The following is a 5,889-nucleotide window of genomic DNA, read 5'->3' on the forward strand; positions in this document are numbered from 1 at the left end:
CGCCCGGCGCCCCCCGTCCGGCGGCCCCTCCCGCGGGCGCCCGGGCCTGCGCCCGGGCGTGAGCGGCGGGAGGATGGACGGCATGCTGCTCGCCGAGGTCGCACGTGTGTCCCGGGAGGTCGCTGAGGCCTCCGCCCGCTCCCGCAAGACGGCCCTGCTCGCGGAGCTCTTCGCGGCCGCCCCCGCCGACGAGGCCGCCCTGGTCATCGCCTACCTCTCCGGGCGGCTCCCGCAGGGCCGCCCCGGCATCGGATGGCGCACCCTGGCCCAGGACACCGCCCCGCCGCGGAGCCGGCGCTCACCGTGACGGCCGTCGACGCCGCCGTGGCGGAGCTGGCCGCCGTCGCGGGGCCGGGGGCGCATGCCGAACGCCGCCGGATCGTCGCCGCCCTGCTCGGCGCCGCCACCGCGGACGAACAGCGCTTCCTGCGCAGCCTGCTGTCCGGGGAGGTGCGCCAGGGCGCGCTGGACGCCGTCGCCCTGGAAGGGGTGGCCAAGGCCGCAGGGGTGCCGGCCGCCGAGCTGCGCCGGGCCGTGATGCTGGACGGCTCGCTGCCCCGGACGGCGGCGGCCGTGCTGGCCGGGGGCGCCGAGGCACTGCGCGGCGTGACCCTGCGCATCGGGCAGCCCGTACAGCCCATGCTGGCCGGGACCGCGCGCTCCCTGGCCGACGCCCTGGCGGCGCTCGCCCCCTGCGCGGTGGAGGAGAAGCTCGACGGGATCCGGGTGCAGGTGCACCGGGACGGGGACGAGGTACGGATCCACACCCGCTCCCTCGACGAGATCACCGGCCGGCTGCCGGAGGTGGCCGAACTGGCCCGGAGCCTGCCGGGCGAGCGGTTCGTCCTCGACGGGGAGGTCATCGGGCAGGAGGCCGACGGGCGCCCGGTGCCCTTCCAGGAGATCGCGGGCCGGGTCGGCTCCCGGCTGGACGTGGCGGCGGCGCGCGAGGCCCTCCCGGTGACCGTCTACTTCTTCGACGTGCTGGCCCTCGGCGACGAGGTCCTGCTGGACCTGCCGGTCCGAGAGCGGCACGCGGCCCTGGCCGCCCTGGTCCCCGAGCCGGCCCGGGTACGGCGGCTGGTGGTGGAGGACGCCGGGGCGGCGGGGGCGGCCGCCGCCGAGGAGTTCTGGTCGCAGACCCTGCGCCGGGGCCACGAGGGGGTCGTGGTCAAGGCCCTGGACTCCCCGTACGCGGCGGGCCGGCGCGGCAAACAGTGGCTCAAGGTGAAGCCGGTCCACACCCTCGACCTGGTGGTGCTGGCCGCCGAACGCGGCCACGGCCGGCGCACCGGCCTGCTGTCCAACCTGCACCTGGGCGCGCGGACCGACGACGGCGGCTACGCCATGCTCGGCAAGACCTTCAAGGGGCTGACGGACGAGATGCTGCGCTGGCAGACCGCGCGGCTGCACGAGCTGGCGGAGGAGGACGACGGCTTCACCGTCCGGGTCAGGCCCGAACTGGTCGTGGAGATCGCCTACGACGGCCTCCAGCGCTCCCCGCGCTATCCGGCGGGGGTCGCCCTGCGCTTCGCCCGGGTCCTGCGGCACCGCCCGGACAAGGCGGCGGAGGAGGCCGACACGGTGGAGACGGTGCTGGAACAGGGCCGCCGGGACCACGGCTGAGGGAGGCCCGGGACGGGGGTTTTGCCTCAGAGGCAAGGAAGTTTGCCAGTCAGGCAACGCTCTGGCTCAATCGGGGTATGACGCCCCGTTCCGACGAACCAGACGGCACCGGCACCGGCGGTGCGGCCCCCGGGGAGGCCCTCGCCGACGAGCTGCCCGCCGTCGCCCCACAGCTGCGCGAACTGCGCCGGCGTGCCGGGCTCACGCTGGAGGCCGCCGCCGCGCGGGCCAGGCTCTCGCCCGCGCACCTGTCCCGGCTGGAGACCGGCCGGCGCCAGCCCTCGCTGCCGCTGCTGCTCGGGCTCGCCCGCACCTACGGCACGACCGTCTCCGAGCTGCTCGGCGAGACCCCCGCCGTCGCCGATCCCATCGTACGGGCCGGCGGCCCCGGGGCCCGCGAGGCCGACGGGTGGACGTACTGGCAGGCCGGCGGCTCCGGGCGGGGGATGCAGGCGCTGCGCGTGCACGTCCCCCATGGGCGCAGCCAGGGCGAGCTGGTGCGCGTACACCCCGGGGAGGAGTGGCTGTACGTGCTCAGTGGACGGCTCCGGCTGCACCTGGGGGAGGCCGAGCACCTGCTGGAGCCGGGGGACAGCGCGCACTTCGACTCGCTCACCCCGCACCGGATCGGCGCGGCCGGGCCGGGCGGGTGCGAGCTGCTGTTCGTCCACACCCTGCTGCAGAGCAGCCTGGCCGGGCTGTGCCTCGGCGCCAAGACCACGCACCAGCACTAGGGGGAGCCGCCACCGTGTCCGAATCAATGTCCGGATCCGTGTCCGAGTCCGTGTCCGAGTCCGAACCCGCATCCGACTCCCGAGGAGACCAGATGTCCAGCACCGCAGAGCAGGCCGTCCCGCAGCAGGAGCAGACGCAGACGCCCGCCCCGCGCACCATCCGCGAGCGCTTCGAGTCCAAGTTCCCGCGCGGTCTGATCATCCGGCTGATCGCGTACCTGTTCGTGGGGCACCTCTTCGCGTTCTTCGTCTACCTGCTCTTCGTCCTGGGCGGCCAGAACCAGTAGCCCCGGTCGCGGTCCGGGGCCCCTCCGGGCGCCGTACCCAGCCCAGCACCAGCACCGAGGCCGCCGCCGCGAAAGCGCACCAGGTGGAGGCGAACTCCAGCCGCCACAGGGCCGCGCAGACCACCGCCCCGGCGGCCAGCACCGCCCCCAGCAGCCGCAGCGTCCTGTCACCGGCGAGCAGCAGGGCGCCGAGGCCGGCGTACAGGTAGCCCGCCAGTACCAGCGGGGCCCAGGGGACGTCGACCCCCTAGCCGATCACCCGCCCCCGGACGGCGGCGCTTACCGGCCGCACGGCCAGGCAGTACGCGAGCACCGCGGCCGTCGCCGCCCCCGCGGCGGCCGGTCCGAGCAGCCGGCGCCGGGACCCGGGTGCGGCGGCGAGCAGCACCCCGAGCGGCACCCACAGCGGCAGCACGGGCAGCGCGATCACCGCCCAGGCCGTGGTGGCCGGACCGCAGCCGCCGCCCGCGTGCCAGACGGCGGCCTCGACCAGCTGGTGCGCGCCGAGCAGCAGGGGGAGCGCGGCGACGGGCAGGTCGCGGGCCCGCCGCGCGCGGGCCAGGCACACCACCCCGACGGCGGACACGGCCGTGCACGCCGTCAGGTCCGCCGCCGCGCTCCAGCACACGCGGGGTCTCCCGTCGTCAGTGCGGGCCCCGTGCCCGGTCCGGCGCCGAGGGGTGTTCCAGAGGCGGGGCGCCGATCGCGCAGTGCGTGCGGCACTCCGGGTGGCAGGCCCCGGGCGCGGGGGAGCGTACGGTCGCCCAGGCGGTCGCGGCGCCCGCCACCAGGGCCCCCGCGCACCAGAGCACGGCCCGCCCGAAGGCGGAGTCGAAGGCCCCGGCGGACAGGTACGCGTCCGGGCCCATCCCCGCCAGCAGCGGCAGCGCCGCCACCGCGAGCAGTCCGGCGGCCCGCGCGGCGGCGTTGTTGATCCCGCTGGCCAGGCCCGCCCGCCCGGCCGGCACCGAGGCCAGGACGGTCGCGGTCAGCGGGGCCACCAGTACGGTCATGCCCGCGCCCATCACCACCATGGCCGGCAGCACGTCGCGTACGTACGAGGCGTCCGGGCCCACCCGCAGCATGAGCAGCGTCCCGGCCGCGCACAGCAGCGGCCCGACGGTGAGCGGCAGGCGCGGCCCGATCCGTTCCCCGAGCGCCCCCGCCCGCGAGGAGAGCAGCAGCATCAAGACGGTGGTGGGCAGCAGCGCGGCACCGGCGCCGAGGGCGGAGTACCCGGACACCACCTGGAGCTGGAGCACGACGAGGAAGAAGAAGCCGCCGAAGGCCGCGTAGACGAACAGGGTGACGAGGTTGACGGCGGTGAACTGCCGGGAGGCGAACATGTCCGGCGGCACCATGGGATCCGGCCGGTGCCGCTCCACGTACACGAACGCGGCCGCGAGCAGCACCCCGCCCACCGCCGCGCCGATGACCGGCGCGGCCGCGGACCGGGCCTCGATCAGCGCGTACGTCAGCAGGCCCAGCGCGGCCGCGCCCAGGACCGCGCCGAGCACGTCGAACCGCGCGCCCGCCGCCGGGTCCCGCGATTCCGGTACGTGCTTCAGGGCCACCGGCACGCACAGCGCGGCCACCGGCACGTTCAGCAGGAACACCCACCGCCAGCCCGGCCCGTCCACCAGCCAGCCGCCCAGGAAGGGCCCCACGGCCGCGCCGACGCCGCCGAACCCCGACCACAGGCCCACCGCGCGGGCCCGGTCGTCGGCCCGGATCGAGCCCTGGATCAGGGCGAGGGAGCCGGGCGTCAGCAGCGCGCCGCCGACGCCCTGGAGGGCCCGGGCGGCGATGAGGACCCCGGCGTTCGGCGCGAGCCCGCAGAGCAGCGAGCCCGCGGCGAACCACACCACGCCGAGCACGAAGACCCGGCGCCGGCCGAACCGGTCGCCGAGCGCCCCGCCCACCAGGATCAGCCCGGCCAGGGTCAGCAGGTAGGCGTTGACCGTCCACTGGAGCACGGCCAGGTCGGCGCCGAGGTCCCGCCCGATGCGGGGCAGCGCGACGTTGACCACGGTCGAGTCCAGCAGGGCCATGGCCGAGCCGAGCACGGTGGCGAGCACGATCCACCGCCCCTGCGCGGAGCCGAGCGCGACCGCGGGCTCCGGGGCGACCGCGGGCGCGGGTGCGGGTGCGGGGTCCGGCGCGGACGCGGGGCCGGGCCCGGACGCGGGTGAGGGACCGGGCTCGGGCACCGGTCCGCCGGGCAGCGAGCTCATCCCCCCAGGCTGACGCGCCCGCGCCCGAAAGGCCACCGGGCGGGGGCTCCCCGCCGCGCGGACCCCTCCGGACCTGTCCGGACCCGTACGTTCCGTGGCTCACGAGGCCCTCTTGTAATGCACATGGCACCTCCCAGAACATGACCCGCGCACTTCACACACGGACTTCCCACACGACCCACACGATCCGCGCGATCGCGCGATCCGCACGCGCCGCACACGGCGCAAGAGGAGACGACACGTGCCACAACGCAACCGACGACGTTCCTTACGCGCGGCGCTCGCCGCTCTGAGCGCGGCCCTGCTCCTCCCGGTCGGCGCGGGCGTCGCCGCAGCCGCCCCGGAGCCCGGCCCCGCGCCCACCGCGGCCGAGCGCAAGCTCGAACCCGCCCTCCGCGCCCAGTTCGACGGCTCCGAGAAGGCCGTCTTCTGGGTCTACCTCGACAGCGCCGCCGACCTGACCGCCGCGGGCAGGCAGCAGACCCGCGCCGCCAAGGCCGAAACGGTTCTGCGCACCAAGCGGGAGCACGCCTCGCGCACCCAGGCCGAGGTGCGCAGGGCCCTGGACGCGGCCGGGGCGGAGTACACCTCGTACTGGATCGTCAACGCCGTCCGCGTCGTCGGCAGCCGCAAACTCGCCGGGACCCTCGCCGAGCGCCCCGAGGTCGCCCGCATCGACGCCGACGACAAGGTCAGCCTCCCCACGCCCGCCGAGGGCACCCGGGAGAAGACCGCCGCCGACGCCGTCGAATGGAACATCGACCGGATCAAGGCACCCCAGGTCTGGGAGCAGCTCGGCGTGCGCGGCGAGGGCATCGTCGTCGCCAACATCGACAGCGGCGTCGACCACACCCATCCCGCCGTCAACAACCAGTACCGCGGCAAGAACGCCGACGGCACCTACGACCACAACTACAACTGGTTCGACCCGGCCGGCGTCTGCGCCGGCGCCGCGCCCTGCGACAACAACGACCACGGCACTCACACCATGGGCACGATGGTCGGCGA

General features: G+C 76.1%; 4 protein-coding genes and 2 pseudogenes. 4 read left to right on the forward strand and 2 right to left on the reverse strand.

Annotated elements, in window-relative coordinates; all coding sequences use genetic code 11:
• The first annotated feature begins 82 nt into the window (after positions 1–82).
• The 3 genes and pseudogenes from SSNG_RS31405 to SSNG_RS31415 all read left to right on the forward strand — a co-directional run bounded on the left by SSNG_RS31405 (position 83) and on the right by SSNG_RS31415 (position 2,647).
• Positions 83–1,626, forward strand: a pseudogene (locus SSNG_RS31405) (ATP-dependent DNA ligase).
• 77 nt (positions 1,627–1,703) lie between these two features.
• Positions 1,704–2,360, forward strand: a complete 657-nt coding sequence (locus SSNG_RS31410; protein WP_007267981.1) for an XRE family transcriptional regulator — start codon at positions 1,704–1,706, stop codon at positions 2,358–2,360.
• A 92-nt stretch (positions 2,361–2,452) separates the two neighbouring features.
• Positions 2,453–2,647, forward strand: a complete 195-nt coding sequence (locus tag SSNG_RS31415; RefSeq protein WP_050779787.1) for a DUF6126 family protein — start codon at positions 2,453–2,455, stop codon at positions 2,645–2,647.
• Here SSNG_RS31415 and SSNG_RS40450 read toward each other — a convergent pair.
• Positions 2,559–3,275, reverse strand: a pseudogene (locus SSNG_RS40450) (DUF6629 family protein). The gene SSNG_RS31415 and the pseudogene SSNG_RS40450 overlap by 89 nt on opposite strands.
• A 16-nt stretch (positions 3,276–3,291) precedes the next feature.
• Positions 3,292–4,881: a DHA2 family efflux MFS transporter permease subunit gene (locus SSNG_RS31425; RefSeq protein ID WP_128637246.1), complete on the reverse strand. Its 1,590-nt coding sequence runs from the start codon at positions 4,879–4,881 to the stop codon at positions 3,292–3,294.
• Between the two features lie 241 nt (positions 4,882–5,122).
• Here SSNG_RS31425 and SSNG_RS31430 point away from each other — a divergent pair.
• A partial coding sequence (locus SSNG_RS31430) for a S8 family serine peptidase (RefSeq protein WP_007267985.1) occupies positions 5,123–5,889 on the forward strand: 767 nt, incomplete at its 3' end.

Source organism: Streptomyces sp. C (genome assembly GCF_000158895.1).
In the GTDB taxonomy this organism is placed as follows: domain Bacteria; phylum Actinomycetota; class Actinomycetes; order Streptomycetales; family Streptomycetaceae; genus Streptomyces; species Streptomyces racemochromogenes.